Origin of the sequence: Chryseobacterium sp. PvR013 (genome assembly GCF_017833095.1) — a bacterium.
In the GTDB taxonomy this organism is placed as follows: domain Bacteria; phylum Bacteroidota; class Bacteroidia; order Flavobacteriales; family Weeksellaceae; genus Chryseobacterium; species Chryseobacterium culicis_A.
Genome location: NZ_JAFIBT010000001.1, coordinates 1246801 through 1271786 on the forward strand (window position 1 = coordinate 1246801; position 24986 = coordinate 1271786).

Below are 24986 nucleotides of genomic sequence, written 5' to 3' on the forward strand. Positions count from 1 at the left end.
ATTTTCCTCCAAAAGTACAATTTTAACAGGATACAAAGCGGGTAATTTTGCATAAAAAAATATGAACACATATCCGAAACGGTGGCAGGCACTAAATTTTCTGATCGCAGGAGCATTTCTTTCACCCCTGGATTATTTTATTGTTAATATGGCATTACCTTCTATTAAAAAAGCCTTCAATGCCAGTGATCATGAGCTTCAAATGGTCATTGCCATTTACGGACTCACCTATGCTGCACTTGTTGTTTGCGGCGGACGGCTGGGTGATATTTACGGACGTAAGAAGATATTTATTGCGGGATTATATACTTTCCTTTTTTCATCTCTAGCCTGCGCTTTTTCTCCGGATGTTACAGGGCTCATTATCTTCAGAATGTTCCAGGGCGTTGGAGCATCACTTTTGGCTCCTCAGGTATTAGCTTCCATAAAAGATCTTTTCAGCAGTCAGGAACAACCTAAAGCTGTAAGTCTTTTCAGTTCTGTATTTGGTCTTGCATCAGTGGTTGGGCAATTGTTTGGCGGAGTTCTTTTAAGCATGCAATGGGGACATTTTTCCTGGGAAATGGTATTTCTTGTGAATGTACCTATTACCGTTATCTGTATTCTGGGAATTCATTTTACGATGGACGACCTTAATAAAAAAGAACAGACAGGTATTGATTTTATGGGAGCTTTATTGTTGATTCTGGCATTGCTTATGCTCATCTGCCCTCTTATTTTCGGACAGAAATTCGAATGGGCATGGTGGATTTTCGGGGTTCTTCTTGCAGGAATTTTATTATTAATTTCATTTCTACGCTATGAGAAGAAACAACTGCAAAAAAACCGTCCGATACTTATAGATCCTGCATTGCTGCAACAGAAACCCTTTGCATTAAGTCTTCTGATTATTTTCTTTTACAATTTCACAGCAGGTTTATTTATTTGTTACCCTTATTATCTTCAGCAGTTTCTTCATCAAAACTCCATGCAGACAGGTCTGGCAATAGTTCCTTATGGACTTGCCTTTTTCCTGGGACCTCTGGTGACTTCAAAAATAAAACTGACAACTTACAAAATGATGTATACAGGATTGGGATTGTTGATGACAGGTTTTGTGATAAGTGCAGCAGCATTTTATGTTCAGCAAAAACCATCTTTCATTACTCATATTACCTTATTTATTGCAGGGTTTGGACATGGTACTATTATGCCGGTCATGATGCGGACAGCCATTTCATTGGTTTCTAAAGAAAAAGCCGGGCAGGCTTCAGGACTGATAAGCATAGGCATTCAGATTGGAAGTGTCACCGGAGGAGCTATCATTGGAACACTATTTTTTAATCTGATAAAAATTCTGGGATTCAATGAAGCATTTGTAGTCGCTGTAGGAATGATTGGTGTTTTTCAACTCATTGGAATATGGGCAGGAAGCAGATTAAGAAAAATCATTGATTAAAAAGACCATTTAAAATCAAAAAAATACTATACATTTAAATATGAACAATACAGAAAAAATCATTTGGGAAATAGAAGAATTTCATAAGAATATTGAAAAGTGGTTTCAGGGAAAATCAGAACATCAGGAAAGTCTTTATAAAGCGTTATTATCCGGATTTTCACCGGATTTCAAAATGATCACTGGAAATGGAGACCCTGTTACTTTATCCATGTTTGGAGACTGGCTTCCCACCGTATTTGGAAAATTTCCGGAACGTACTATTCACGTTGAAAATATTGAAGTAAGCCATTCTGACCATCATGGCCTTGCCACTTATACTGAAACCCAGATTACAGGCCAAATCACGACCAAAAGAGCATCATCAGCCGTTTTTCTTTTGAATGAAGAAAAAGCACTTTGGCTCCACCTTATAGAGCATTGGATATAAACAATATCGATATAGTGAAAGTTAACAGCCCGGATATATATAATATTCGGGCTGGCTGACAAGTTTATTCAGACCAAGGAGAATGCAAAATACAGTCACAGAAATTTTTCCTTTCAAAATTCGGGATCATGAAGGCACAGACATCTGCTTTTATATTTCCAAAAGTGGTTTCTGTTTTATGTTCAAAGCCTCCGAAAAAAGTGGGAATAATTTTCTTTTTAAAATCATTTCTCGGAAAAGCTTTTATAATCTCTTCACGATGTTCTGTACTCAGGTTTTCATACCCTTCTCCCATCACGTCCAGTCCTACTCCTGAATACATTAAGGCAACTTCATTCTCTTTATGTTCTGCAATACCGATGGTGGTGTGAAGAGCAATGGTATCCCAAACGAGCTGAAGTTTATCCTGAGCAATCCCATGTCCTTTCAAAAAGTCTCGTGCCGCATTGGCACCATCTACCTCAAATCTCAGATCAGGACTGCTGTAATGAGAAACAAGCCCCAGATCATGAAATACTGAGGCTACATACAACAGCTCAGAATCATGAACTTTGTTTTCACGTTTTGCATTTAATGAGGAAAACAGGAAAACACGAAGAGAATGATTGTAGATAAATTCTGTTCCGTGTTCTAACAGAAGTTCTGTGGCTTCTGTTGCAATTTTACTGTCCGGGATCATAATTCCGGCTACTTCTTTCATACGATTTACTGACATATCTTTACTTAATTTTATCCAAAGGTATCATGATTACAGATGCCTGAGAATATCAATAAATACCGATAACATGTCAAAATTTCGATTCCGTTTACATTCCAATATGAATGAAATGACTGCGATAGTTAGCCGGAGATATTTCTGTATTTTTTTTAAAGAAATGACTGAACTGTTCCGATGTACTGAAATTAAGCTGATAGGCAATGTCTTTTACAGAATGAGCGCTGAACTGAAGGAGTCTTTTGGCTTCCGCAATAATCTGTCCGTTGATGATTTCTTTTGCGCTTTTATGGCAACACCGCTTACACAGTTCACTAAGTCTTCTCGGGGTAATATTCAACAGCTCTGAATATTCACTGACTGCATGAAGACTGTGATACTGACTGCTCAGCAGATCCATAAACTTGCGGTAAATAATATAAGCCTGGCTGTCAAAAGTTTCTTCCGATACAATTTTTACATTCGCCAGTTTTATCATAATGATTTTTAAATAGGCCGCCAGTACATCCATTTGGTTGGTATAAGCCTCCGTTTGGTATTCTGCCAGTAAATTTTTAAACAAGCTTACAAATTCATCTGTTTCAGCCTGATCCGGTTTCAGTTTTTGATTTGCAGCAGCATTATTAAACAGCACAGCCTTGCAATTGCTGGCACTGGAAGGTACTTTTTCCCAAAAACAGTCCCCAAAGGAAATATAATAACCACGGATATCCGTATTATTTTCAAACCTGCAGATCTGACCTTTAGACAGTAAAAAAATTTCCTGATCTTCTATATCAAAAGAATGTTCGTCTACAGTCAGTATTCCTCTACCCTTTTCGATCATCAAAATATGGTGATAATTAAGTCTCACAAAACCTCTTGAATACGGTATATCATCCTCCAGCCGTTTTACAGAAAAAGAATGATCAATAACAGATTCGGTTAAAATTGCTGAGACCGGTTTCATGAAAGTAAATTTTAAATAAAGATAAACAGTATTTTGAAATGCAACATTAGTCAATGACAACAAGCCGGAACATGTCAAAAAATACTTAACAGATGTCAGAATTCCCTTGAAAAGAGAGTACGTATTACTTTCTGAAAACTTTCATCTGCCCGGCCATAATTGCCAGTAAAATCCCAAAACAGGCAAAAAGTCCATAGGAATATCTGAGATCAAAGCTTTCTGCAATATATCCGATAAGAGGCGGGCCCATCAAAAATCCTAAAAATGAGATGCTGGATACAAAAGACAAAGCAATACTTGGAGCTACCGTACTCACTTTCCCCACCGTACTATAAACGGATGGCACACTCAGAGAACTTCCAAGGCCAATAATCATAAAAGCGATGATGCAGATCCATAATTCCGGGAAGAAAACACTTAGAAAAAGTCCTCCGCTCATCAGGATTCCACAACACTGCAAAACAATCTTTTTCCCATACTTCTCAATAATTCTGTTCCCGATGAAACGACCTAAAGTCATCATTAAAATAAAACTCGTATATCCCAGTATAACAAGATTCTCCGGTGCTTTAACTATCGTTTGAAAATACACTCCGCTCCAGTCGAACATTGCCCCTTCAATCGCCATACTCAGGAATCCAATAACGCCCAGTCCCAACAATGTTGGATTCACAAATTTGAATATTGACCGGGTTTGCGGCTCTGCTTTATGGATAATATTAGTCAGATTTCCCTTGCTATAGAACCAAAGTATCCCAACAAGGATAAAAGTAAAAACAAAATGGTAAAAAGTTCCTATATGGAGATTGATCATTAATAAACCCACTACCGCTCCCGTAAGGCCTGCAAAACACCAGGCTCCGTGATACGAAGAAAGAAGTGTTCTTTTTGTTATAGATTCTATTTCAATAGCCTGTGTATTGATCGCTATATTGCACATATTTCCGGAAACGCCAAAGAAGAACAGAACAACGGCCAGCGTCCAGTAAGAAGAAGCTAACCCGATTAACAAAAGAAAAAAAGGATACAATAAAAAGCATCTTTTAATAATCCAGCTGCTTCCGTAGACACTGATCAATTTTCCGGCTAAAACCATTGTAGAAAGCTGTCCTATTGGCATGAGAAGCAAAAGGGTTCCCAATTCTGCTTCATTGATCGAAAGAGCATTTTTTATGATGGGAATCCGGCTCGCCCAGGAAGAAAAAACAAGCCCATGGGCAAAAAAAAGTAAGAAGCAGGCTGTCGGCATTTTTGCATTAAAAGATTCTCTCTCGTTCATTATAACAGGGTAATAAAATTCCTTTTGCAAAGTTAGATACGGACATGCATTAAAATCTAGTTCATTTTTGTCATTTTTATGTTCCATTTTAACCAATAAGTAGGAAAGCAGACTTCAATATGGTAGAAAATCACTGTGTTTTTGGAACACTGATCTTCATTTTTCATTAATTTCGTTCTATAAAAATAAACCATGAAAGAAAAATGGATTTCCTATCCAACAATTTTAGAAGGAGAAACGGTTGAGTTAATTCCTCTTGAAAAAGAACATCTTGAAGAATTATTTACTGCCGCTTCAGATAAAGAACTCTGGGCACTGATTCCTACAGACTGCTCAGATAAAGATCTGTTTTATAAAAGCTATGAATTTGCCTTGTCAGAAAGGGAAACCGGAAATCAATATCCCTTTGTAATCCGTCATAAAGAAACCGGAAAACTGATCGGCTCCACCCGTTTTTTTGAAATATACCCTGCAGACAGAAAGCTGGAAATCGGATGGACATGGATTATCAAGGAATTCTGGGGAACAGCCATTAATCTTGAATGCAAATTACTGCTTCTCACCTTCTGTTTTGATATTTTGAAAACAAACAGAGTACAATTAAAAACGAAAGACAATAACTTCAGATCGAGAAAAGCCATTGAAAAAATCGGCGGTGTATTTGAAGGTATTTTACGCAAAGACAAGGTTCTCAGTGACGGCAGTACAAGAAATGCTGCTTATTACAGTATTTTAGATGATGAATGGAATGCCGCAAAGCTTAAGATCGAAACTCTGATAAAAGAAAAACAGTCCACTTTATAAACAACAAAAGACAGTATAAAATCAATTCCGGATGGGAAAAGATATTATACTGTCAACTTTGTTAAGGTTTAAACCTGAATTCAGTTTATTTTTTTATAATTTTTCTTTGAAACAAATTCTTCTTTCTTCCATGCTCACTGAAGCATACCTATTCCTTTAGAAAATCCCGATCTGTCTCTAATTAAAAGACTGTCTGTAACTCAGCGGTGTTTTATCGGTTTTCTTTTTAAAAAGTTTATTGAATGACTGTGGGTGCTCAAATCCCAGAGCATAGGCAACTTCAGATACAGAGAACCCTGTAGTGGTAAGATATTCTTTCGCTTTTTCAATCAGTTTTTCATGAATATGCTGCTGGGCATTCAGTCCGGTAAGATTACGAAGCATATCACTCAGATAATGAGGAGACAGATGGAGTGTGGAAGCCAGAAATTCTACGGTTGGAAGCCCTTTATTTAAGGTCTCCTGTTGGTTAAAATAATTTTCAAGCACATGATCCAGTTTGGTCAGCAAATCATTATTGACTGTTTTTCTGGTAATAAATTGTCTTTTATAAAAACGGTTGCTGTAATTGAGAAGAACATCAATATAAGAAACGATAACATCCTGACTTACTTCATCAATGGCTGTATTGAGCTCATTTTCAATATTATTCAGCAATCCTGTTACCGTAGTTTTTTCCTGATCAGACAAATGCAGTGCCTCATTGGTATCGTAAGAAAAGAAACCGAAATTCTTAATATTCTTTGCTAAAGGATAGCTTCTGATGAAATCCGGATGCACCAGTAATGTATACCCGGAATATTGTGCATTTTCATCGGTAGAAAGAACCTGTCCTGGTGCCGTGAACATCATTCCTCCTTCATTGAAATCATAATATCCCTGTCCATAGCCCATTTTCCCGGTAGTAGAATATTTATAAGAAATTTTATAAAAATTCAGGATAAAACTTCTCTTCAGCATATCCTTTTTGATACTCATTTTCGTATTATCCACAAGGCTTACCAATGGATGAAGCGGTTTAGGGAGCTGCAGCATACTGTGCAGTTCTGATATGGATGAAATTTTCAAAGGAACATTATCTTTCTTTTCCATGATATAAAATTATAAATTATTTGTTGGAAAAGACAGTATAAATGAGATTTACTTTATACTGTCTTTCAAAAACCTGATTAAATAAACTGTTTCCCAAACTGCTCTCTAAACACTTCATCACCTAGTTCAAGGCGCTGTGCATAAATAGCCTTAGCATCTTCTCCGGCCACATATCGAAGCTGTTTTTTACCATCCGTAGCAGCCTCATACACTACTTCTGCAATCTGTTCCGGTGTAGAAGCAGCCTCCATCATTCCATCCATTTTAGAAAATAGAGAATTAGTCATCTCTTCATAAGCAGGACTGGATGCTGAATCCAATGAACGGCTTACAAAATCAGTCTTGATTCCTCCCGGAGATACCGTTTTAATATCAATTCCCAATGTATTAAGCTCAAAAGCCAAGCTTTCGCTCCACCCTTCAAGTGCCCATTTGGTAGCGTGATACGTAGAACCTAACGGGAAAGCAACCAGTCCTCCTATAGACGTTGTAGAAATGAACATTCCTTTTTTCTGTTCCCTGAAGTAAGGAATAAATGCCTGTGTAATGCGTATAACCCCTAATAAATTAGTATCCAGCTGTTTTACGATCTGATCATCAGAAAGAGCCTCCAAAGGTCCTATAAGGCCATATCCTGCGTTATTGTAAACGACATCAATATCTCCAAGCTCAAGAGCCTGCTTCACGGTGGATTGTATCTGTGCCGGATTGGTAACATCCAGTGGAAGTACAGTTACATTCTCCAAAGCTGTAAGATCGGCCGCTGCTTCCGGGTTTCTCATCGTAGCGATTACTTTCCATCCTCTGTTTTGAAATAATTGTGCAGTTGCTTTTCCTAATCCTGTAGAAGCACCTGTTATAAAAATTGTTTTCATTTTTCTTGGTTTAAAATTACAGGACAAAGTTCAGCATTAGAAGAAACGCCGGAGTTGCCAAAATGCGGTAAGCTGTAGCCAAAACGGATGCTGAAATACATTTGTTTTTTGTAAGTTTGTCTTCATCAATTTTTATGGCAGAATATATTCTTGATAACATCAATATCAGTACACTTTCCGTATATGATCTGCTGAAACATACTTCAGACAGTTCGTTTATCGGAATCAGGGATTTCCGTGAGATCTACCCGGTTGCTATTGAAAACAATACAGGAATATTTACCAAGCAATCTTCACTACAGGATTTTCCGGTGGTCAGTATCAGCAAAATAGGCAGTTCGCTGCTTTGCACCTGTACGTGTGACCATCCAAAAGAACAGCTTTGTTCCCATCAGGCAGAGATTATCCACTGTATTATAGAGGATAAAAATTACCGCCTGTTTTTTGATGATATGCTCCGTAAAAAGATGTTTCTCCCTAAAGCCAAGGGATATGGTCTTGAAAATGAACCCGATCTGGATCACTATTTTCAGCTTGAATATACTGACGGGAAAATTGAAATACTACCCAGAATCAAGGAAATGCTTCCCATAGATGATGTGATGCTTACCAGAGATCTTCTCCCACAGCTTCCTTCTAAACTGGATGAGCTGGCAGTACTGGAAACCGGAAAAAAACAAATATTAGTCATCGGGAAGCACCGTTATTACAATCATATGACCTTCTCTCTGATGGAGGCAGAAATAACACAGACGGGAAAAATCAAGAATCCCGTAACTCCTGTAGATGCCATGCAGTTGATATGGAAAGCAGAGAAGCCTGTGGACATCAAATTTTTTACAGCCATTACCTCTTTCCAGAATAATTACAATGAAGATTATAATCCATCAGAACTGGAAGCTTTAAAGCTCATTGTACAAAACCCCCGGGAACTGGAAGTGTATTATCACGACCGGGAAATTGCAGAAACCGTTTCGGCAAAGTCCCTTTCCCGAACTGAATTAAATACTTTAGATGCGGAGATTCAATTATCTGTATTTAAGAAAGATCCATTTTTTGAAATAACCGGAGAATTGCTGTTCAACGACATTTCTGTTCCTTTCAAAAATATTGTTCTCAGAAATGAATATTTTGTATATAACCGCAACACTTTCAGCTTTGTAGATGACCCTGACATGCTCAGAATCATCCGGTTTTTCAAGGCTAATAATGAAATTTTACTGGTTCATTCTTCGAAATATGATGCATTTATGCAGAACATTCTCTCTACGATAGAAGAACGTATTCATATTAATTACAGCTATATACAGCCTGCAACAAAAGTACAGCTTGAAGATAAAAATTATCAGACCGAAAGGGTTATTTATCTTCGTCAGCAGGAAAATTATATAGGAATTACTCCCGTTATGAAATACGGAAATGTAGAAGTTCCGGTGTATTCCAGGAAGCAGCTTTTTGATACAGATCAGAATGGAAATCCATTCAAAATAGAAAGAAATGAATCTGCTGAAGCCCGCTTTACTTCTTTGGTTATGCAGCAGCATCCTGATTTTGAAGAACAGATGGACGGATATCAGTATTTTTATCTTCACAGAGATAAGTTTCTGGATAACAACTGGTTTCTTGATGCATTTGAGACCTGGAGAAATGAAGGAATAATCATACTAGGCTTTAACGAATTAAAAAACAATAAATTAAACGCTCACCGGGCTAAAATCAATATTCAGATTACCAGTGGGCTGGACTGGTTTAATGCCAAATTAAAAGTAGGATTTGGTCCGAAAGAAGCTTCCCTGAAACAGCTTCACCGTGCGATCCGAAACAAGAGTAAATTTGTTCAGCTGGATGATGGCAGCATGGGAATTCTTCCTGAAGAATGGATAGACAAAATATCCGCTTATTTTCATGCAGGAGAAATTGATGAAGAACTTTTAAAGATTCCGAAAATCAATTTTACGGAAGTTACCGCATTGTTTGAGAAAGAAGTCCTGAGTAAAGAGGTTCAGGAAGAACTTACTTCATATTCCACGAAATTTTCAAAAGTAAAAGACATTCCGGAAGTGGCTGTTCCTGCTGAACTGAATGCTGAACTGAGGGATTATCAGCATGATGGACTGAACTGGCTTAATTTTCTTGATGAGTTTAACTTCGGAGGATGTCTTGCAGACGATATGGGATTGGGAAAAACCATCCAGATTATCGCTTTTATCCTGTCGCAGAGGGAAAAGCGAGGCTATACCACTCATCTTGTTGTAGTTCCTACTTCCCTGCTTTTCAACTGGCAGGAAGAAATAAGCAGATTTGCTCCTTCTATAAAAGTTCTGCTGCATTATGGAGCTGACAGACCAAAGACAACGGCTCATATGCCAGACTATGAAGTGGTTCTTACGACCTATGGAATGCTTCTTTCAGATATCCGGTTTCTGAAAAACTTCAACTTCAACTATATTTTTCTGGATGAATCACAGATTATTAAGAATCCGAATTCAGAAAGATACAAAGCAGCACGCCTGCTTCAGTCCAGAAATAGAATTGTACTGACTGGTACACCTGTCGAAAACAGCACATTTGATCTTTATAGCCAGCTTTCATTCGCCTGTCCCGGATTGTTGGGAAGCAAACAATATTTTAAAGATATTTATGCCATTCCTATTGATAAATTTGAGTACAGCAAACGGGCGGTGGAACTTCAGCAAAAGATCAAACCTTTTATCCTCAGAAGAACGAAGAAACAGGTTGCAAAGGAACTTCCTGAAAAGACAGAAACAGTAATTTACTGTGAAATGAATACAGAACAACGTAAGATCTACGATGCCTATGAAAAGGAACTTCGTGAATTTATTGCAGCCAATGATGACGATGACCTGAACAAAAACAGTATGCACGTTCTTACAGGGCTTACAAGACTCAGACAGATCTGTAATTCTCCTGTTTTGATGAAGGAGGGATATTCCGGTGAAAATGCCGTTAAAATCGAAATTCTGATGGAGCAGATCCTTGGCAAATCCAAAGATCATAAAATCCTTGTTTTCTCTCAGTTTGTTGGAATGCTGGATCTGATTAAGGCTGAACTTGAAAAGCACAACATTCAGTTTGAATATTTAACGGGACAAAGTAAGAACAGAGGGGAAAAAGTAGCGAATTTCCAGAACAATGAAAATATCCGTGTGTTTCTGATCAGCTTGAAGGCTGGTGGTGTAGGTCTCAACCTTACCGAGGCAGATTATATCTATCTTGTAGATCCCTGGTGGAATCCTGCTTCTGAAAACCAGGCTATTGACCGTAGTTATCGTATAGGGCAAACTAAAAATGTAATTGCTGTAAGAATGATTTGTTCCAATACTGTAGAGGAAAAAATACTTACGCTTCAGAAAAAGAAAAAACAACTGGCTCAGAATCTGCTTGCAACTGATGGGAAAAAGCTTCAAGGACTATCTAAGCAGGATCTTATGGATTTACTGGAATCCGGTTCATAATACCGCTAAAAGCGACTCAAATACAGGAGTTCTATTGTTCCTAACATAAAAAAAACCGACAGGTCGTTGCCTGTCGATTAAAAAACAAAAATTGATATGGATATGATTTAGATATGATGTGTCTATTTCTTGATAATCTTTTCTGTGATGAGTTTTTGATTTTTTGTCTGAATTTTAATCAGATAAGTTCCCGGAACAAAACTGTCCATAGAAACCGTTACTGAATTTCCTTCCAGCAGTTTTTGCCCGGACATGTTGTAGATTTCGTATTTTTCCAGTCCTTCTTTCATCTTAATTGTTACAGAATTTGGGGTAGGATTTGGATATATTTTTACATAGGCTGAAGCTTCTTTAGAAACTTCAATGGTTGAAAGACTCTCAGGCTGAATATTTAAAGTATAATCCTCTGCCTGACCAATAAACCAACCTGAAGGACACGGAAGATTCTTCAAAGCTCCCATCCATGAATTGGATTCATAAGCTTTTACCAGTCTGAAACGGGTTTCTCCCAGTTGTGCTCCTGCCGGAATGGTTATATTACCTGTTGTAACCCCGGATTGCTGACCAGAAACCGGATTGGAGTTATCCAGGTATCCAAGATTAAATTGTTCATCAGCATCAAACTGATTATTATGGTTAAAATCAATATAAGCATAGGCTGATACGGTACTTTGCCCATGTGTTCCTCCTGTAACTGTTATCGGATAGGTATTTCCACGATTAACATTGAAAACTGTTGCTGTAAAGTTTTCAAGAACATCAGAATTCCCGTTGAGCGCACTGTTTCTAACAACTCCGGCAAATTCTACTGTACTGATCTCACTCACGGTCAAACTTGTAATATTTTCAGTACCGCAATAAGGAGCCGGGAAATTGGCGGTCTGCCCTATAATATTAACCGTATAATCCTCTGTCTGTCCCGCTCTTAAACTGCTATCACAAGCAGAACTAATAGAATTTGGGGCTGCAGTGTTAGAATACGCCTGAACATTTGTATTTTTAAGAACCCTCATTCTTGTACTTCCGTTGGCTGCAGTGGCAGGAATCGTTATTGTATTGTTGATGGTAAACGCATTGGCTGGATTGGCTGCTTCAAGTCTTCCAATATAGAAGCTTTCTCCTGCATCATCAAGATTACCATTCTGATTAAAGTCTATAAAAACAACTACATCACTTGGAAATGTGCTGGAAGGCCCAGTCACAGATATATTGTAATTACTTCCGGATTGTAAATCAGTAGACATTGAGGTAAAATTCTCATAGACTTGTGCGTTCCCGGACTGAACAGGAGATGAATTATTAATGTTCCCGAAAGTTACATGGCTAATCATATTGCTGTCAGCTCCATACTGAAAGGCCGGCATACAATACTGCGCCTGTGCATTCATCAGTGAGGCAAGTACAATACCAGAAAGAGTAGTTATTTTTTTCATTTTCTTTGTAAAATTTCTTGAGACAAATTTATATTTATTTAGAATGAATAAAAATAACATAGCAATGATATTTATCAGTTTAATAAAAATAACCAGTCAGCGCTCCGCCTGTACACATTTAATAATTTGATTTATTAATGGATAATCAATCTGTTACCTATGCAAAAAGATCTTTCTCAATTTTACTTCAAGAAAGATCTTTTTTAATAATAAGGATAAAAATTTAGGGTATTTACTGCTTTAGTCTATATTTTCAATAAGAATTGCGGAAGCACCTCCTCCTCCATTACAGATGGCAGCAATCCCATATCTTCCTTTTTCCTGACGTAAAACATTCACCAAAGTGGTTACAATTCTTGCGCCTGAAGCCCCAATCGGATGTCCTAATGCAACTGCTCCTCCATATATGTTTACTTTGCTCAGATCATAGCCCAGGATTTTCTGATTGGATAAAATCACTGAGGAATAAGCTTCATTAATTTCGAAAAAGTCGATATCAGACAAACGAAGACCTGTTTGCTTTAGCAACTTTTCAATAGCTACAGAAGGCGAAGTGGTAAACCATTCCGGCGACTGAGCTGCGTCTGCATAGGCTACTATCCTTGCCAGTGGCTTCAGATTATGATGTTCTACAGCTTCGGAAGACCCTAATATTATAGCTGCGGCACCATCATTCAGATTACTGGAATTGGCAGCGGTAAGAGTACCGTCAGTTTCAAATGCAGGCTTCAGAAGAGCTATTTTCTCAGGGATCAGTTTATCGATATCTTCGTCTTTATCAACGATTATAGTCCCTTTTTTTCCTTCAATGGATATTGAGATCAATTCATTACTGAACTTGCCGTTTTTAGCCGCTTCCTGAGCTCTCTGATATGAAAACAGAGCATATTCATCCAGTTCCTGTCTGGTCAGACCATATTTTTTCACGCCTAATTCTGCTGCACTTCCCATGTGAAAATCATTGTATACATCCCACAGCCCATCTTTGATCAGTCCATCAATAAGGCTGGTATCTCCCAACTTTGTTCCCTGACGGAGCTTTACATAATGCGGAACATTACTCATGCTTTCCATTCCTCCCGTCATGACAATATTGTCCAGACCAAGCTGGATCTGCTGAGCACCCATCATTACTGATTTCATTCCTGAAGCACAGACTTTATTAATCGTTGTCGCATCCTTATCTACAGGAATTCCGGCAAAAATAGCAGCCTGTCTCGCTGGAGACTGACCTACTCCGGCACTGAGCACATTTCCCATATACACACTGTCTACATGTTCAGGAGTAAGTCCAATGTTTTCGTAGGCATCCCGAATCGCTATAGCTCCTAGCTGAGTTGCTGTAAATCCAGACAAACTTCCCATAAAACCACCCACAGGAGTACGTTTTGCTGATAATATAAATACTTCTTTCATTGATTTATTTTTAATACCGATCGGTATATTTATAATTAAAAAAAATCCCTCTTTATTTTAGTAAGGAAATTATAACAAAGATAGCAAATATACCGATTGGTATATTCAAAATTTTAAAAAAGTCTTACTTCAATGGTAAGACTTTTTTATTTATGCTCTGCTCAGCTGATCCAGTTTTTTCAGCAGTGTAGGTATTCTGTAAGCACCATGCATCTGTTCTACTTTTACCTGAACATCATCAACGTCAATTCCTCTGGCAGTCACAAAAAGCGGTGTTTTACTTTCCCCACGGAATACACTTCTTCGCTGGGAATCCGGGGTTGTAAATTCATTTTTTGCAATTCCAACAACAGGGGTTTTATCGTCCAATACTTCATAAAGGTGTCCTCCTAAGCCAATTTTTCCCTCATTATCCAGTGTAACATATCCATCCACAATGATAATATCTTCGGGTCTTAATGTTATTTTCTTTAAAAGGCTTACAATGCAGGGTAATTCTCTTTTGTAAAAGGCTCCACTTTCATATTCAGAGCTCACAGGGATCTGTTCTATAAAAGTTTCCACTTCTTTTTCAGATGACCAGTCTTCAAATGCAATACAGACCGTATTGGCATAATCTTCATAGTAGTAGGTATCGAATGCGTAAATCATATTTCTTTTCCTTAAAAAAACTCTCCGAAATGCCACAATATTCCTGAAGGATCATGTACAAAACACTCTTTTCCCCAATCCATCGTTCTTACAGGAGTAAGTCTTACATTTTCATATTGATCCGGAAGTCCTAAAGACACCAGTTCTTTCCAGAATTCATCAGTATCGGTTACTTCCATAAAGACCATTGTATTGTCAACCCATTCTTTGGCATAATAATCCTGAAGATAAAAGCCAAGCTCTTCACGTATAAACAGTGATAATTTCGGTTCCAGAACAACTTCTTCAAATCCCAGGTCTCTGTAAAAGTTTCTGCTGACTTCAAAATTTTGTGCCCCGATAAAAGGTCTGATAGATTTCAGTTTTGGTGTCATATTTCTTTATTTTTCCAGTCTTTATGGGTAAATTCAAACTTAATCTCATCTTTGCCATGCTTTCCTGTTTCCTTCCAGCCAGATTTTCTGTAGAAGTTTTCGGCTCTTGTTCCCGGTGAAGTACCCAGCCATACAAAGTCTTTATTCTGCTCAAAATACCAGTCCAGCATGATGTCATGAAGTTTTCTGCCAATTCCCTGATTTTCAAAATCCGGATGTACAAAGAGTGCCCATATATTATTCTCTTTAAGGTCTGCAATAGAAAAACCAACAATCTGATTTTTCATCTCACATACCCAGCCTTTTCCTCTTTGAAACAAAAATTCTTCACAGTCTTTATCAGTAACCAATCCCGGATCTGAGAGTATATTTTCTTTCACAGAATTTCTTACCCACTGAATCTGTGAAATGTCTTCTGGCTTTGCTTCCCGGATCATTATATTCATGGTAGTTTGTTAGTAAACGCAAAGGCGTTAAATATTTTTTTGATTATTTTTTATCAACAACAATTCTTTCTTCTCTGTTCGCGATATCCCAGGCTGTTGTAAAAATAAGCTGAGTTCTTTTCTCCAATAACTGATAATCAATCTTTTCAGGATCATCACCTGGTTTGTGATAATCTTCATGAATACCATCAAAGAAGAATGCTACAGGAATATTGTGTTTGGCGAAATTATAGTGATCTGAACGGTAATACAATTGTTCGGGGTCATTCAAATCATCGTATTTATAATTCAGTTCCAGATTATTGGTTCTTTTGTTGGCTGCCTCATTAATGACTTTAAGCTGAGAACTTAACATTTCAGAACCAATCACGTACACATATTGCTTTCCTCTGTTGGCAGGATCGTCACGTCCGATCATATCAATATTAAGGTCAACAACCGTATTGGCTAATGGGAAAACAGGGTTTTCGGAATAATATTCTGAACCAAACAGTCCGTGTTCTTCACCTGTAACATGCAGAAACAGGATTGATCTTTTAGGTCCTTTTCCTGCTTTTTTTGCCTGCTGGAATGCTTTAGCGATTTCCATTACGGCTACAGTTCCGCTTCCGTCATCATCTGCCCCATTGTAAACGACTCCATTTTTGGTTCCTACGTGATCATAATGTGCAGAAACCACCACAATTTCGTCTGGTTTTTCAGTTCCTTCGATAAAAGCTAAAATATTTTCAGAATCAGGAAGATTGCCTCCTCCTCTCTTTTTCATAAATTCAGACGGTACTTTCTGATAGTATGAGCCTAATGCTTTAGGCGCTGAAATACCCAGGGTTTTATAATAATTAATCATATACTCACCCGCTTTTTTCTGTCCTTTGCTTCCGGTATCACGTCCTTCCATATCATCTGCAGCAATGACATACAGGTTTTTCTTTAAATCCTCAGCATTGATCACTTTGTATGCATTATTAAATGCTTTGTTATGTTTTGTAGAAACAGGATTTAAAGCATTCCCGTCAGATATTTTTGCCGTTCCACAACTGGTTACCACAGCCATTGCAAATAACGGAATAAGTATTTTTTTCATAAAGAATAAATTTCTTAAAAATAACAAATTTTATTGAATCCTAATAGGATTAATCCATACGACAAAATAATATGCAACTCATTATAAATTTAACAACACCTTAATTTTAAATACAATATGATATTAAAATTTTATTATATTTGATTAAAATACAAAATAGATGGATAAAATTTACGGATTTACTCATTATTCCTTTTTCACAGAAATGTCCGAGCTTGCCATCAGGAACGGAAGTTTTGATCTTTCTCTGGGACTTCCCGATTTTGATATAGACGAGCGCCTTACAATATTTTTAAAAGAAGCTGCTGAAAAAGATACTCATCATTATGAGCCTCTTGCCGGCAATCCTATGCTCATTGAAAGTATCATCCGTTTCAATATCCAACGAACCCATAGTATCAGCATTACGAATAAGGAAATTACGATTGTTCCTTGTGCAACTTTTGCTTTATATACTTCCCTTAAATCCATTCTGAATCAGAATGATGAAGTCATTATTATCCAGCCTTCCTATTATACCTACGGACCTGCTGTTGTTATGAATGGCGGACTCCCTGTCTATTACGATCTTGATGGTGATTTTACCATCAACTGGGATCGGTTTAAAAGCTGTATTACTGAAAAAACCAGAGCAGTCATTGTGAACTCTCCCCAGAATCCAACCGGGAAGATCTGGAAAAAGGAAGACTGGAATCAACTGTATGAACTGATTAAAGACCGCAATATCTATTTAATTTCGGAAGAAATATATGACACTTATTGTTATGACGGGAATGAACATTACAGTTCTTTTATTCATCCTGAACTCAGGGAAAAGACGTTCTGTATTTTTTCTTTTGGGAAAATGTTTCATACTTCTGGGTGGAAAGTCAGTTATATGCTTGCTTCCGAAGCTTTAACGGCAAAATTTCAATGTCATCAGCAGTATATTTCTTACAGTGCCAATGCTCCGGCTCAATATGCAATAGCCAGATATCTTGATGTATTTGATTCAGCTGTTAATAAAAGACTCATGCAGAAAAAACGGGATACATTTAATGAACTGATTAAAGAAACTCCTCTTCAGGTTGAACAAATGGCGGAAGGAAGTGTTTTCCAGATTGTTAATTTCAGGAATATTTCTAAAAGCATGACAGATGTAGAATTTTCAAAGTGGCTGACCATTGAGAAAAAGGTTTCCTGCCTTCCGCTTTCTGCTTTTTACAACTCAAGACAGAATTCGGATTATATAAGATTCAGCTTTGCTAAAAAAGACGAGTTGATTATTCAGGCGTTGGAGCACTTGAAAAGAAATCTTTGATATTTCCCACAGATTACACAGATTTTCGCTGATGATTGGGGATATTTTACTTATAAGATATTTATTTACTTTGTATACCAAGTTTATACAGCAAGTAAAAAAGCACCGCCAGAGCGATGCTTTCATTATTTTAAAATCGGTTTTTAAAGAGCCAAAACCCTTACATCAATTCTTCTGTTTTTCGCTTTGCATTCATCAGTGTCATTAGCTTCACATACAGGATGCTGTGATCCATATCCTTCTGCTTCTATTCTGTCTGCCGAAATACCTAACTCAAGCAGTTTAAGTTTTGCTGTTTGTGCCCGTAAATTAGATAACTTGAGATTACTATCCTCATTACCACTGTTATCTGTATAACCCCCTAATTTTATTTTCAGAGCCGGGTAAGCATTTAGAATTTCAGCTAAAGTATTCAGCTGGAGCACAGATTCTGCTTTCAGATCACTTGACCCTGTCTCAAAATAAAGGTTTTCAATGGTATACCATTTATTAGGATCTAATGCCGATTTATCTTTTTGTTTAACCACTTTATAGAACTGGTAAAGCTGGCTTCCATCTCCGATGGCTATCGTTTTTCCTCCATCCAGTTTTATTTTCTGAATATTTCCTGTTTCGTAAACAAAATCTCCACTTTCATTAAGATATCCTTTAATTTCTCCCGGAATAACCGTAATTATTTTAGCATCTCCATTTACAGCCGTTGTAGCACTCGGAACTCCGGTAAGACTTTCAATTTTCGCTTTTCTGTTCGCCTCAATTTTATCTTTATGTAAAACAGCCAAAGTAGGTGCAATAACCAAAGAAACAATAGACATTAATTTGATCACGATATTCATAGATGGTCCTGAAGTATCTTTAAATGGGTCTCCTACAGTATCACCTGTTACAGATGCCTTATGAGGTTCTGAACCTTTATAATAAGTCTGACCGTTGATATCTACCCCTTTTTCAAATGATTTTTTTGCATTATCCCACGCTCCTCCAGCATTATTCTGGAACATTCCCATCAAAACACCGCAAACCGTAGCTCCAGCCAGAAATCCTCCTAATACTTCAGGTCCGAAAATAAACCCGATTAAGAGTGGAGAAATAATAGCAATAGCGCCCGGCAACATCATTTTTCTGATGGATGCATCCGTAGAAATAGCTACACATTTTTCATATTCAGGCTGTGCTTTTCCTTCCAGAATTCCCGGTATTTCGCGGAACTGTCGTCTTACTTCTTCTACCATCGCCATTGCTGCCTGTCCTACCGCTGTAATTGCTAATGATGAAAAGATAAACGGAATCATTCCTCCTACAAATAGCCCTGCAAGGACATCTGCTCTGTAAATATCAATCCCGTCAATTCCCGCTATCCCTACAAAAGCTGCAAATAAGGCCAATGCTGTCAATGCTGCTGAAGCAATGGCAAATCCTTTTCCTGTAGCCGCCGTTGTATTTCCTACCGCATCAAGAATATCTGTTTTTTCACGGACTTCTTTAGGAAGCTCACTCATTTCGGCAATCCCTCCGGCATTATCTGCAATAGGTCCAAAAGCATCGATAGCAAGCTGCATAGCTGTAGTAGCCATCATTCCTGCTGCTGCAATAGCCACTCCGTAAAGTCCGGCACACAGGTAAGAGCCATAGATTCCTCCTGCCAGCACAATAATCGGAAGCAAAGTAGATTCCATACCCACGGAAAGCCCACCGATAATATTGGTTGCATGTCCTGTAGAAGACTGTCTCACAATACTGGAAACCGGTCTTTTCCCCATTGCTGTATAATATTCTGTAATAATACTCATTAAAGTTCCTACTACCAGACCTACCATAATGGCTCCGAATACTCCCATTTTAGTAAATTCATGACCTCTGAGAACCATTTTTTCAGGAAGGATATAGGTTACCAGGAAGTAAGATGCAATAGCAGTAATCACGATACTTCCCCAGTTTCCAAGGTTTAAAGCATTCTGAACGCTGGAAGTGGATGAGCCTTCATTATCATTAATTTTCACGAATAAAGTCCCGATCATGGAAAAGATAATTCCTGTCCCCGCAATCAGCATGGGTAAAAGAATTGGTGCAAAACCTCCGAAAGCATCATCAGAAACAGTTTCCCTGCCTAATACCATCGTGGCCAGAACTGTTGCAACATAAGACCCGAAAAGGTCAGCACCCATTCCTGCAACATCTCCTACATTATCTCCTACGTTATCTGCAATGGTTGCAGGGTTTCGGGGATCATCTTCCGGAATTCCGGCTTCTACTTTACCTACAAGATCAGCGCCCACATCAGCTGCTTTTGTATAAATACCTCCTCCTACTCTTGCAAAAAGGGCAATGGATTCAGCTCCAAGAGAAAATCCTGTGAGAATTTCAATGGTCTTTTCCATTTCATGAGAATCAACAGTTGCTTCAGGCGCAAAGATCTGTTTAATAATCAGGAATAAAGCTCCTAAGCCCAGCACAGCCAGTCCGGCAACTCCCATTCCCATTACTGATCCTCCGGTAAAAGATACTTTAAGGGCTTTTGACAGTGAAGTTCTTGCAGCTTCAGCAGTTCTCACATTCGCTTTGGTGGCGATTTTCATACCGATAAAACCGGCTGATGCAGAGAATATCGCTCCTACCGCAAAGGCAACTCCGATACTCCAGTGTGAATTGGCATTGCTTGAGCCCATCACAGCCAAAAGAATGGCGACTACAACAACAAAGTACGTTAAGATTTTATATTCAGCCTTTAGAAAAGCCATTGCACCGTCTGCAATATGGCCGCTGATTATTTTCATTTTTTCATTTCCCGCATTCTGTTTATTAACCCAGTTGCTCTGAAGAAATGTATAAAGCAAAGCTATGACACCAAAAATTGGCACTAACATAAATAGATCCATAGTTTATTATTTTATATTAAAAAATTGAGATTAGTCTTATAAATATAATGAAATTATAAACACATAATAAAATTCACTAATAATAATCTATTATTTTGTAAATTTGTTTCTCACCATGATTTGAATTAATTATTTATGAAAAGGATATTATACACTCTTCTTTTACCTGCAGTTATAAGCAGTTGTCAAAATAAGATTCCCCAAGAAAAAGCAGAAATACTCTATTTCGGAGGTCCTATTATAACAATGGAGGATACTCCTGCTCAAGTGGAAGCAGTAGCCGTCAAAGATGGGAAAATACTTTTTGCCGGAACAAAATCGGATGCTGAACATTTTTCAGAACCAGCCACTAAAATCATTAATCTAAATGGTAAAACACTTCTTCCCGGTTTTATAGATGTTCATGGACATCTTACTTCAAGAGCCGGGATGATGGATGTTGTAGATTTATCTCCTGAGCCTTATGGCACTGTAAATTCAATTAAAGATTTACAGGCTACAATTAAAAACTACATCAAAGACAAAAAAATCACAGATAATATACCTGTTATTGGAAATGGGTATGATGATGCGATTATCACAGAACATCGTCATCCTACAAAAACAGAACTGGATGTCATCAGTAAAACCAATCCTATTATAGTTATTCATGCTTCAGGTCATGCCAGCGTAGCAAACAGTGCCATGCTAAAACTTCTGGGAATAACAGAATCATCAAAAGATCCTGAAGGAGGGCATATTGGCAGGGATAAAAAAACAGGGAAACTGAATGGAAAATTAGAAGAGAATGCAAGTTTCACTGCGTTGTTGGCAATAACGGAAAAAATGAATAAGGGCAAAGATACTCAAGCTCATGCCATGGAAAATCTGATGAAAGCTCAGGATGAATGGCTCAGCTATGGACAGACGACTATTTGTGACGGAAGGACTATGGGAGAAAGTGTTGCTTTGTTAGAAAAAGCTGCATCTCAACATCTTCTTAAAGCTGATGTTGTTTACTTTCCGGATTATGAGTATTTCAAAAAGGATTTCACCAGTTTCAAGCCAAAATATATGAAGTATGAAAATCGTTTGAAGCTAGCCGGGTTCAAATTTTCTGATGATGGTTCTCCACAAGGTAAAACAGCCTGGCTTACTCAGCCTTATTTAATTCCCCCTGAAGGTCAGTCTAAAGATTACAAAGGGTTTCCCATCTTTACGGATGAAACATTATATAACGATCTAAAAATACTTTTCCAAAACCATATAACTGCACAGCTTCACGTCAATGGAGACGCAGCAATAGATCAGGCTATACGCGTTATTAAAAGGTTAAAAGATGAAAATATTTACCAACCGGAATTACGGGCAACATTCATTCACGTCCAGAACAGCCGCCCTGATCATATTCAAAAGATAAAAGAATTAGGTGTAATTCCATCTTACTTTTCTACGCATGCTTATTTGTGGGGAGATTGGCATTATTCAAGTGTTTTTGGTCCTGAAAGAGCTTCTTTTATAAGTCCGGCCCATTCAGCATTAAAAGCAGGAATTACGTTTACCATTCATCATGATGCTCCGGTTACCCCACCAGATCTGATTACCGCAGTATATGCAGCAGTGAACAGAAAGACACGGTCAGGAATGATCTTAGGATCCAATGAAAGAATCTCTCCTATTGAAGCGTTAAAAGCCATTACCATTAACGGAGCCTATCAGCTGCAGGAAGAAAATACAAAAGGTTCTATTAAAGCAGGTAAAATAGCCGACTTTGTTATTCTGGATCAGAATCCTTTGACCATAGCTCCTGAAAATCTCAGAAGTATTAAGGTTCTGGAAACAATAAAAGATGGAATTTCCGTATATAAAAGAAAGTAAATCTGTTTTACCTGCATTATAATATCCATTAAGACTTATACTGAAAATAAAAAAGCAGATGAAAATTCATCTGCTTTTTTTATGTTTGGAAAGAAAATCTTATCCCCCGAATTTATCTGCGTAGTCTGTTTGAGAAGCTTTGATCACTTTTCTAGCGTGCTCAGCTCCGTATACCTCCTGAATTCTACATTTTGCAGGCTCATCCGGTAGGTTTTTATACGTAAGGAAATAGTGCATTAATCTTCTTACTTCAGCTTCCGGTAATTCAGCAATATCTCTGAAGTGTCCGAAAGCGTGGTCATTAATCATTACTGCAACAATTTTATCATCTGCTTCACCTCCATCAATCATTTTGAAACCTCCGATTGGAATAGCTTCCATCAATAAACCTCCGGCATGGATATTGTGAGAACTTAAAACACAAATATCAAGAGGGTCATGATCTCCCATTGTAACATCCGTAGCTCCTGCTTCTACAGCAAGTTTCATCACTTCATTATCACAGTATGTTCTTGGAACAAAACCATATAAAGCAGGGATAATGTTAGAGAATTTCTGCGGTCTGTCTACCTTTAAGTATCCTGTTTCTTTATCTACTTCATATTTAATAGTATCTGAAGGAACAATTTCCACAAATACGTTTACAACATTTGGCGCATCTTCTCCTGCAGAAATTCCGTGCCATGGATGTGCTTTAAAATTTGGAATCATTATTTATCTGTTATTTTTTAAGTTATTATTAAAATTTCTTTTCTTAAGTCTTCTATTGTTTCAGCAATATAATCGTTGCCTTCCATATAATTCATGATGAAAATCGTTTTGAATTCATCCAGCTGAACATCACCTTTCAATCCGTCATACGTTTTGTGAAGCAGTTCTATAATTGCATTTTTTGAGTCTACGATATTCTTCCATGAATTTTTTGTGATATATAACTGCTGTGACGAGTTATATTCAAATTCTTCATTGATTGTTTTTTCTGTCAGGAAAATAAATTCATGAGCAGCCAATCCACTATCAAACCTTTGAATAAGATTTGACGGCTTCATTCTGTCCAGAAACAAAGTCATTCTTTCATAGGAATGCGCTTTATTCTCTGAATTTGATTTCACGCTGAGCAGTTTGATTTCCTGGTTCTTAAGAGTAATATATGAGTGTACAAATTGTCTGAGCAAAACCAGAAAAGGAATTGCAATAATCAATGCAAATGCATAGGGTAAATATCCTGAAAGACTTGTCATAATTTTAGACTGCAAAATTACTAATTATTTTCCGTCTTCTAAAGAGTTTTTAAAGATATCCACTTTAGAAATTTGTATATAGATCAACGCGAGTATAATTATGAGATAAAAGCCAAGCATCATCCTGTTTACCAGCGACGGAAAAACCAAAAATCTCAGCATTACAGTTATATAAATAATGGCAAAAAACAAAAGTTGAGCCTGATTTTTTTTATTACGGAATGTAAAACGGTTAGCCAATATGATCACAATAAAAATCAGTAACAGAGGAAAATAAGAAGCGTTAAACTCAAGCATGATATTACTTTTAATAAAGTGAAAATAATCGGCAAAGGAAAACGGATCAGGTTGTGACACAGGATAAATCTGAACTTTAGTAAACTGATTCATAAAAAGTGTAGACCACGACACCTGATTAAAAGCCTGTACTAAAAAGAAGGAAAGAAACAGATACCCATATGATAACACTAATGGAACTGTGTTAATCTGAAGCCTGTTTCTGTAAAGGGAGATGAAAGCATACAGGAAAGTATAAAAAATAAAATATTCCGGTCTTGTTAAAACACATAACATGGCCAATATCCCTGCAATAAATAAATTCCTTCTCACTAAAAATACATAGAAACTTAAAAGAAGTAACAGACATGATAAAGAATCTGCAGAAACATGTCTGGCTGATTCCGACAGAGGTTTAAACAGTGAAATTAAAACAGTAAGGATAAAGGCAAGAGGATAATTTTTCAGAATTTTTATCAAAAAGCTGAATATCAAAATAAGAATCAGCGCATAAGAAATAATGGAAACCAAAGAGACGGAAGCAGAAGCACTGAAACCAAGCTTAAATAATGACCAGTTCATAAAATTATAAAAAGGTTTTACCACAAAAAGCTGTAATTCTTCTTCGTAGGCCTTAGGATTTTGTGAGATGATTTTATAATAAGTACTCTCTCCTTCTGCCACTTCTTCCACCATAGGATTTACAGAAGCAAATCCTGCAAAATCGGGGGCTTTTTCCCGCAATTCATCATATACTTTCTGATGAATTTCTTCAATTTTCATTTCAGGATATTCCGTTTTATAAATCAGCCCCATATAAGCTTCCATATCAGTGTTGTAATAGTGGTTGGTATACAGGTAGTATGACATGAAGCATACATAGATTGAAAATATAAAAACAAGAATATTCTTCTTTTTTTCCATACACTGATATTATAAGAATACAAATGTAAAAAAACTATCTTTTTAAATCC

General features: G+C 37.3%; 21 protein-coding genes. 6 read left to right on the forward strand and 15 right to left on the reverse strand.

Translation table 11 applies throughout. From position 1 onward, the window contains the following. Positions 1-61: 61 nt before the first annotated feature. Positions 62-1438, forward strand: coding sequence for an MFS transporter (locus JOE44_RS05670; RefSeq protein WP_209784720.1), 1377 nt, complete (start codon positions 62-64; stop codon positions 1436-1438). Between the two features lie 40 nt (positions 1439-1478). Beyond that, a complete protein-coding gene (locus tag JOE44_RS05675) occupies positions 1479-1868 on the forward strand; it encodes a hypothetical protein (protein WP_209784721.1) in 390 nt (129 codons plus the stop codon). A gap of 64 nt (positions 1869-1932) precedes the next feature. Here the strand turns inward: JOE44_RS05675 and JOE44_RS05680 are convergent, their stop codons facing one another. The 3 genes from JOE44_RS05680 to JOE44_RS05690 all read right to left on the reverse strand — a co-directional run bounded on the left by JOE44_RS05680 (position 1933) and on the right by JOE44_RS05690 (position 4811). Next, complete coding sequence (locus JOE44_RS05680; RefSeq protein WP_105682565.1) at positions 1933-2583, reverse strand: HD domain-containing protein; 651 nt, start codon at positions 2581-2583, stop codon at positions 1933-1935. Between the two features lie 91 nt (positions 2584-2674). Continuing rightward, positions 2675-3532 (reverse strand): helix-turn-helix domain-containing protein, encoded by an 858-nt coding sequence (locus tag JOE44_RS05685; protein WP_209784722.1) that lies wholly within the window; start codon positions 3530-3532, stop codon positions 2675-2677. Between the two features lie 124 nt (positions 3533-3656). After that, the gene (locus JOE44_RS05690; protein WP_209784723.1) at positions 3657-4811 is read right to left on the reverse strand and encodes an MFS transporter; all 1155 of its coding nucleotides are present in this window, start codon (positions 4809-4811) and stop codon (positions 3657-3659) included. A 192-nt stretch (positions 4812-5003) separates the two neighbouring features. Here JOE44_RS05690 and JOE44_RS05695 point away from each other — a divergent pair, with 192 nt between their 5' ends. Beyond that, positions 5004-5615, forward strand: a complete 612-nt coding sequence (locus JOE44_RS05695; RefSeq protein ID WP_209784724.1) for a GNAT family N-acetyltransferase — start codon at positions 5004-5006, stop codon at positions 5613-5615. A gap of 177 nt (positions 5616-5792) precedes the next feature. Here JOE44_RS05695 and JOE44_RS05700 read toward each other — a convergent pair whose 3' ends face one another. Together JOE44_RS05700 and JOE44_RS05705 are read right to left on the reverse strand one after the other, a co-directional pair. Beyond that, positions 5793-6707, reverse strand: coding sequence for an AraC family transcriptional regulator (locus tag JOE44_RS05700; RefSeq protein WP_209784725.1), 915 nt, complete (start codon positions 6705-6707; stop codon positions 5793-5795). A gap of 77 nt (positions 6708-6784) precedes the next feature. Next, the gene (locus JOE44_RS05705) at positions 6785-7582 is read right to left on the reverse strand and encodes an SDR family oxidoreductase (RefSeq protein WP_209784726.1); all 798 of its coding nucleotides are present in this window, start codon (positions 7580-7582) and stop codon (positions 6785-6787) included. Between the two features lie 134 nt (positions 7583-7716). Between JOE44_RS05705 and JOE44_RS05710 the strand changes: the two genes are divergently transcribed. Continuing rightward, positions 7717-11058 (forward strand): SNF2-related protein, encoded by a 3342-nt coding sequence (locus JOE44_RS05710; RefSeq protein WP_209784727.1) that lies wholly within the window; start codon positions 7717-7719, stop codon positions 11056-11058. Between the two features lie 122 nt (positions 11059-11180). On the opposite strand, the gene JOE44_RS05715 is transcribed toward JOE44_RS05710, so the two are convergent. The 6 genes from JOE44_RS05715 to JOE44_RS05740 all read right to left on the reverse strand — a co-directional run bounded on the left by JOE44_RS05715 (position 11181) and on the right by JOE44_RS05740 (position 16462). Then, the gene (locus tag JOE44_RS05715) at positions 11181-12491 is read right to left on the reverse strand and encodes a T9SS type A sorting domain-containing protein (protein WP_209784728.1); all 1311 of its coding nucleotides are present in this window, start codon (positions 12489-12491) and stop codon (positions 11181-11183) included. Between the two features lie 240 nt (positions 12492-12731). After that, positions 12732-13907 carry an acetyl-CoA C-acyltransferase gene (locus JOE44_RS05720; protein ID WP_209784729.1) on the reverse strand — a complete coding sequence of 392 codons (1176 nt, stop codon included), beginning with the start codon at positions 13905-13907 and terminating at the stop codon, positions 12732-12734. Between the two features lie 150 nt (positions 13908-14057). After that, positions 14058-14558 carry an endonuclease V gene (locus JOE44_RS05725; protein ID WP_209784730.1) on the reverse strand — a complete coding sequence of 167 codons (501 nt, stop codon included), beginning with the start codon at positions 14556-14558 and terminating at the stop codon, positions 14058-14060. Between the two features lie 11 nt (positions 14559-14569). Further along, positions 14570-14932 (reverse strand): glyoxalase, encoded by a 363-nt coding sequence (locus JOE44_RS05730; protein ID WP_209784731.1) that lies wholly within the window; start codon positions 14930-14932, stop codon positions 14570-14572. Continuing rightward, entirely contained in the window at positions 14929-15378 is a 450-nt protein-coding gene (locus tag JOE44_RS05735) for a GNAT family N-acetyltransferase (RefSeq protein WP_245169718.1), read from the reverse strand. The genes JOE44_RS05730 and JOE44_RS05735 overlap by 4 nt, the downstream gene beginning before the upstream one ends. 43 nt (positions 15379-15421) lie before the next feature. Beyond that, complete coding sequence (locus JOE44_RS05740; RefSeq protein ID WP_209784732.1) at positions 15422-16462, reverse strand: M28 family metallopeptidase; 1041 nt, start codon at positions 16460-16462, stop codon at positions 15422-15424. A gap of 160 nt (positions 16463-16622) precedes the next feature. Between JOE44_RS05740 and JOE44_RS05745 the strand changes: the two genes are divergently transcribed. After that, positions 16623-17762 (forward strand): aminotransferase class I/II-fold pyridoxal phosphate-dependent enzyme, encoded by a 1140-nt coding sequence (locus JOE44_RS05745; RefSeq protein ID WP_209784733.1) that lies wholly within the window; start codon positions 16623-16625, stop codon positions 17760-17762. Between the two features lie 143 nt (positions 17763-17905). Here the strand turns inward: JOE44_RS05745 and JOE44_RS05750 are convergent, their stop codons facing one another. Further along, positions 17906-20638 (reverse strand): sodium-translocating pyrophosphatase, encoded by a 2733-nt coding sequence (locus tag JOE44_RS05750; protein WP_209784734.1) that lies wholly within the window; start codon positions 20636-20638, stop codon positions 17906-17908. A gap of 135 nt (positions 20639-20773) precedes the next feature. Between JOE44_RS05750 and JOE44_RS05755 the strand changes: the two genes are divergently transcribed. After that, a complete protein-coding gene (locus JOE44_RS05755) occupies positions 20774-22495 on the forward strand; it encodes an amidohydrolase (RefSeq protein WP_209784735.1) in 1722 nt (573 codons plus the stop codon). Between the two features lie 99 nt (positions 22496-22594). Here the strand turns inward: JOE44_RS05755 and JOE44_RS05760 are convergent, their stop codons facing one another. Genes JOE44_RS05760 through JOE44_RS05770 form a run of 3 tightly spaced genes read right to left on the reverse strand, consistent with a single transcriptional unit; the run spans position 22595 to position 24936 of the window. Continuing rightward, positions 22595-23206: an inorganic pyrophosphatase gene (locus tag JOE44_RS05760; RefSeq protein ID WP_047422742.1), complete on the reverse strand. Its 612-nt coding sequence runs from the start codon at positions 23204-23206 to the stop codon at positions 22595-22597. Positions 23207-23223: 17 nt separating this feature from the next. Next, the gene (locus tag JOE44_RS05765; RefSeq protein WP_105682580.1) at positions 23224-23736 is read right to left on the reverse strand and encodes a hypothetical protein; all 513 of its coding nucleotides are present in this window, start codon (positions 23734-23736) and stop codon (positions 23224-23226) included. Between the two features lie 24 nt (positions 23737-23760). Beyond that, complete coding sequence (locus JOE44_RS05770) at positions 23761-24936, reverse strand: hypothetical protein (RefSeq protein ID WP_209784736.1); 1176 nt, start codon at positions 24934-24936, stop codon at positions 23761-23763. Positions 24937-24986 lie beyond the last annotated feature (50 nt).

Excerpts from the sequence above, each read along its gene's own strand:
- JOE44_RS05670 (WP_209784720.1), top strand. The coding sequence starts at position 62 with ATGAACACATATCCGAAACGGTGGCAGGCACTAAATTTTCTGATCGCA.
- JOE44_RS05675 (WP_209784721.1), top strand. The coding sequence starts at position 1,479 with ATGAACAATACAGAAAAAATCATTTGGGAAATAGAAGAATTTCATAAG.
- JOE44_RS05680 (WP_105682565.1), bottom strand. The coding sequence starts at position 2,583 with ATGTCAGTAAATCGTATGAAAGAAGTAGCCGGAATTATGATCCCGGAC.
- JOE44_RS05685 (WP_209784722.1), bottom strand. The coding sequence starts at position 3,532 with ATGAAACCGGTCTCAGCAATTTTAACCGAATCTGTTATTGATCATTCT.
- JOE44_RS05690 (WP_209784723.1), bottom strand. The coding sequence starts at position 4,811 with ATGAACGAGAGAGAATCTTTTAATGCAAAAATGCCGACAGCCTGCTTC.
- JOE44_RS05695 (WP_209784724.1), top strand. The coding sequence starts at position 5,004 with ATGAAAGAAAAATGGATTTCCTATCCAACAATTTTAGAAGGAGAAACG.
- JOE44_RS05700 (WP_209784725.1), bottom strand. The coding sequence starts at position 6,707 with ATGGAAAAGAAAGATAATGTTCCTTTGAAAATTTCATCCATATCAGAA.
- JOE44_RS05705 (WP_209784726.1), bottom strand. The coding sequence starts at position 7,582 with ATGAAAACAATTTTTATAACAGGTGCTTCTACAGGATTAGGAAAAGCA.
- JOE44_RS05710 (WP_209784727.1), top strand. The coding sequence starts at position 7,717 with ATGGCAGAATATATTCTTGATAACATCAATATCAGTACACTTTCCGTA.
- JOE44_RS05715 (WP_209784728.1), bottom strand. The coding sequence starts at position 12,491 with ATGAAAAAAATAACTACTCTTTCTGGTATTGTACTTGCCTCACTGATG.
- JOE44_RS05720 (WP_209784729.1), bottom strand. The coding sequence starts at position 13,907 with ATGAAAGAAGTATTTATATTATCAGCAAAACGTACTCCTGTGGGTGGT.
- JOE44_RS05725 (WP_209784730.1), bottom strand. The coding sequence starts at position 14,558 with ATGATTTACGCATTCGATACCTACTACTATGAAGATTATGCCAATACG.
- JOE44_RS05730 (WP_209784731.1), bottom strand. The coding sequence starts at position 14,932 with ATGACACCAAAACTGAAATCTATCAGACCTTTTATCGGGGCACAAAAT.
- JOE44_RS05735 (WP_245169718.1), bottom strand. The coding sequence starts at position 15,378 with ATGAATATAATGATCCGGGAAGCAAAGCCAGAAGACATTTCACAGATT.
- JOE44_RS05740 (WP_209784732.1), bottom strand. The coding sequence starts at position 16,462 with ATGAAAAAAATACTTATTCCGTTATTTGCAATGGCTGTGGTAACCAGT.
- JOE44_RS05745 (WP_209784733.1), top strand. The coding sequence starts at position 16,623 with ATGGATAAAATTTACGGATTTACTCATTATTCCTTTTTCACAGAAATG.
- JOE44_RS05750 (WP_209784734.1), bottom strand. The coding sequence starts at position 20,638 with ATGGATCTATTTATGTTAGTGCCAATTTTTGGTGTCATAGCTTTGCTT.
- JOE44_RS05755 (WP_209784735.1), top strand. The coding sequence starts at position 20,774 with ATGAAAAGGATATTATACACTCTTCTTTTACCTGCAGTTATAAGCAGT.
- JOE44_RS05760 (WP_047422742.1), bottom strand. The coding sequence starts at position 23,206 with ATGATTCCAAATTTTAAAGCACATCCATGGCACGGAATTTCTGCAGGA.
- JOE44_RS05765 (WP_105682580.1), bottom strand. The coding sequence starts at position 23,736 with ATGACAAGTCTTTCAGGATATTTACCCTATGCATTTGCATTGATTATT.
- JOE44_RS05770 (WP_209784736.1), bottom strand. The coding sequence starts at position 24,936 with ATGGAAAAAAAGAAGAATATTCTTGTTTTTATATTTTCAATCTATGTA.